The organism is Mesotoga sp. HF07.pep.5.2.highcov (assembly GCF_003666285.1).
Taxonomy (GTDB): domain Bacteria; phylum Thermotogota; class Thermotogae; order Petrotogales; family Kosmotogaceae; genus Mesotoga; species Mesotoga prima.
The window spans coordinates 1-3555 of the sequence record NZ_JFHJ01000033.1 but is presented as its reverse complement, the minus strand read 5'-3'; the positions used below and the strand labels follow the sequence as shown (position 1 = coordinate 3555).

Sequence of the window (3555 nt, the reverse complement as noted above, 5' to 3'; positions counted from 1 at the left end):
CGTCCTTGGATAAGATTAACACCAAGATCCCGAAACAAGTTCGGGATGACAAAGTGGGGAACTTCAAAAAGCCGCTGTCGGGATAACTTCCTCAGTTGCATTGAAACCTGAATTGATTGCCGTTTCTCTTCACGAGACCCCATACCCAGCAATCGATACCCTGCTCTTTCCGTCTGAACTTATTTCAGCATCCCGATCCAAGAGCCGCTGCACGCTTAAGAACATGAACCCGCTGGACGCTGGAAAGAGCCGTCCTCATTTTTCGCGAGGGACAGAGATCCTGGCCGGAAGCTCAGCAGGATGACAGAAAGGGCTGTCATCCACTAATTCCCCCATGCTGTCATCCCGTAGAGCCTGCCCCAAAATGCTCCTGTTTGGGGGGTCTGCACGGGATCTCATTCTTTCTCATCCGTTTCTTCGTTTCTCTTCTCTCACTAAACAAAGGTTACTGGTGCTAACAAGGAGGATTGAAGACAAGATCTTTTCGCTCTTCAAACCTCTTACCTCTGCCCCTTTACATCTTCTTTTTTACCAAGAACCAGGACACGTAGCGTCGAAGAACGCTCCTAAGGCTTCCCCTTCCTTGGCCTGCCTCTTTGTCTTCTTGTTATTGAAAGACCAAGCTCCTCCTTCAGTTCAGAAGTGTTATTATCTCCAAACAAAGGTCTCCCAGAGAAAGTGTTGCTCCTGATCCTTTTTAGAAAATCATCTTCATCGGGGAAGCCGAGAAACTCTCTCCAGCCTTCGGGACTCCAGTTAAGATCGAGTTCCTGCAGCGGAGAAAGCTCAATAATTCTAGAAGATGATGCTGAGGTCCGAGTAATTGAAGTATCTTCATCAGAAACCTTCTCCGCTTCATGAATCGGCGAACTCTGGGTAATAGATTGGTCACTGACTGATTCCGGAGTTTTGTGCTCAGATTCAGTGCCCTCGCCTTCACCGGAAATGCCTATCTCCTCAATAAATCCCACATGTTCTCTCGCACTCGACCATTCGTATTCCCAGGGAAACCGAACCATCTTTGCACGAACGGGATTTCTCTCAACATACCTCAACGCTTCAAGGGCGTGATCATGATGTAATGGACAGGAATAAAACCTTCCCTGCCAGAGATGACCCGATCTCCGGTTCTTCTTATTGAAGTAGCTTGAGTACCTCATATTAGCATACTTGAAAGTCATTGCCAGGGAATCTCTTCTTAGGGGAGCCGCTAGGAAATGAACATGGTTGGTCATAAGACAGTAAGCGTAGATCTTCATCTGATACTTTCTAGAATACTCGCTGACGAACTCAATGTACTTCTTCCTGTCGGCAGAATCCTCAAATATGTTTTGCCTGTAATTACCTCTCTGAGTAATGTGATGAACAACACCTTCGAATACAACCCGAGCAGACCTCGGCATCATCATCACCTCTAACTGCGGAAATGTTCGCAAAAATGGGGACTGACAAGTCTTCTAATGTCTGTACCCATTTTTGCATCACGTCAAGCTTTACTTCAGATTATAGCAAAACACCTTGCCGATTCTCTGTATTCCTCACCTATACATCGTTTCTCTGACATCCTAGACCTACTAACTCTTATGCTCCTTTTACCCTTCTCAGAGAACGGAGAACCGTTAACAATAGGTTGCTCCTAGTGAATGAAGATTACCGTTTCGGATACGCAGATAATCGAGTATGTCCCGAAAGAAACTAAAATCAAATTACTGCAAAAAACGAATTGTTCTTGGAACAACATTTGCTTCAAGCTTATTCTGTGCTAAGATTGAATAAAGTTCTTAGGGAACGAGTGGGTACCCCTTTTTCGGGCTCCAACGAGCTGGTCTGGCGTGCAGATGTTTCAAGACTGATGCACAATTGAAAACTTATTTTTGGCAGGGCGTGCCCATGGAGATGATCGAATCTGGTTTTCAGATTCGATCATTTTTGGAGGTTTGAATTGGAACAAGAACTCTATGAGGAACTGCGGAAACTCTGTGAAGTGAAAATCTCTGAATTTCATGACTATCATAATTATCTTCAGCGCAATTGTGCTCGAAGAATAAGAAATGGGATGTCGTCTGCCAAAGAGGTTAAAGAACCAGAAGAATGGAGTAACAGCGGAAGGTACAATCCGTTCTATGTGATAAAACATTTGAAGCAAATTGCGCACTCGATTTCTCGAAAACTCGTTCGAGGTACGTATGAACCAGAAGCTCCTTTTCTCAAACATATCCCCAAAAGCAATGGAACTTTTAGGGTAGTAATGAGCTATCAGCTTCCTGATGCAGCTGTTTCAACTTTGATTTACCGAAAACTAATTAGAAAGAATAGGCAGAGATTTAGTTCATACTCTTATGCATACAGAAATGACAGAAATGCGCACTTTGCAATTCAAGATTTATATTCCTATTTATCGAATGAAAGACGCGTCTTCGTTGCCGAATATGACTTTAGCTCCTTTTTTGATTCGATTCTTCACGACTATCTTTTTGTGCAGCTGGATGATGGCGCCTTTAATGTAAGCGAGGTCGAGAAACACGTTATCGATGCCTTCATTAGTAATCGTTCTGGAAAGGGCATTCCACAAGGAACATCGATTTCCCTTTTCCTAGCGAATGTTTCATGTTGGAGTCTTGATAGACAACTGGAAGAAATAGGTGTCAGATTTGCACGATATGCTGATGACCTTATAGTATGGTCAAAAGATTACACAAAAGTCTGCAATGCTGTGAACGTTCTTTATGATTTCTCAAAGGATTCCGGTGTACAAATAAACGCTAATAAGTCACCAGGAATAAGTATTATATGCAACAGTGTAGCAAATGAAGTTGTAGGGAAAAAGAAAACGGTGAGCTTTCTAGGACACAATATTTCAAGTAATAGCATATCGTTTAGTTATAATGTCGTAGACAAGATAAAAAGGCAAATTAGCTATTTGATCTATTCCAATCTGATTCAGCCCTTGAAAGCTGTGAAGGTCTCAACAGTTTTAGGTGAATATGATAAGGCTTTTATCAGCTCAGTACTTCAAGTTCGTAGGTACCTGTATGGTGATGCAACAGAATTGGCTTTACGTAGATATCAGCTCGGACATTCCGGTCGACTCAGGTTCAGAGGTTTAATGAGTTATTTTCCGCTAGTAGATAACATAGAGCAATTGAAAGAACTTGATAGATGGATGGCGAATGCTTTCGTAAATGCATTGCACAAGAGAGAGAAGAATTTCGAGGACGAAGGTATACTTGTCTCAAAAGTATTCCCATATCCAGTCGATTTTCAGACATTCATCCGCAAGTGTGAAATCAAGTCTGTGGCTGGAAGGAAGGGATTCGCAAAGATTCCAAGTTTTCTTCGAATTAGAAATGCATATAAGAAAGGAATAGAAAACCAGGGCATAGAAAGCGTTGCAAACCCTAAGACTGTCTACTATAACTATGAGCTATGAAGTATAGATTTAGGTGTGCTTGCCAGAACTGAAAAGGGATGCCTAAAGGTTTCCTTCAAGCAGATCAGAGAAATCCGTATTCCTTGAGTCTCTAGTTCTTCATTGTTCGTTCTCCATATTAGGCG

Annotated in this window: 2 protein-coding genes; one reads left to right on the top strand and one right to left on the bottom strand. The window is 42.4% G+C overall.

Going from position 1 to position 3555, the window contains the following annotated elements:
* Positions 1-566: 566 nt before the first annotated feature.
* Positions 567-1409, bottom strand: a complete 843-nt coding sequence (locus BG32_RS15970) for a transposase (RefSeq protein ID WP_259459405.1) — start codon at positions 1407-1409, stop codon at positions 567-569.
* A gap of 647 nt (positions 1410-2056) precedes the next feature.
* Between BG32_RS15970 and BG32_RS00650 the strand changes: the two genes are divergently transcribed.
* Positions 2057-3430: a reverse transcriptase domain-containing protein gene (locus BG32_RS00650; protein ID WP_259459406.1), complete on the top strand. Its 1374-nt coding sequence runs from the start codon at positions 2057-2059 to the stop codon at positions 3428-3430.
* The last annotated feature ends 125 nt before the right edge of the window (positions 3431-3555 follow it).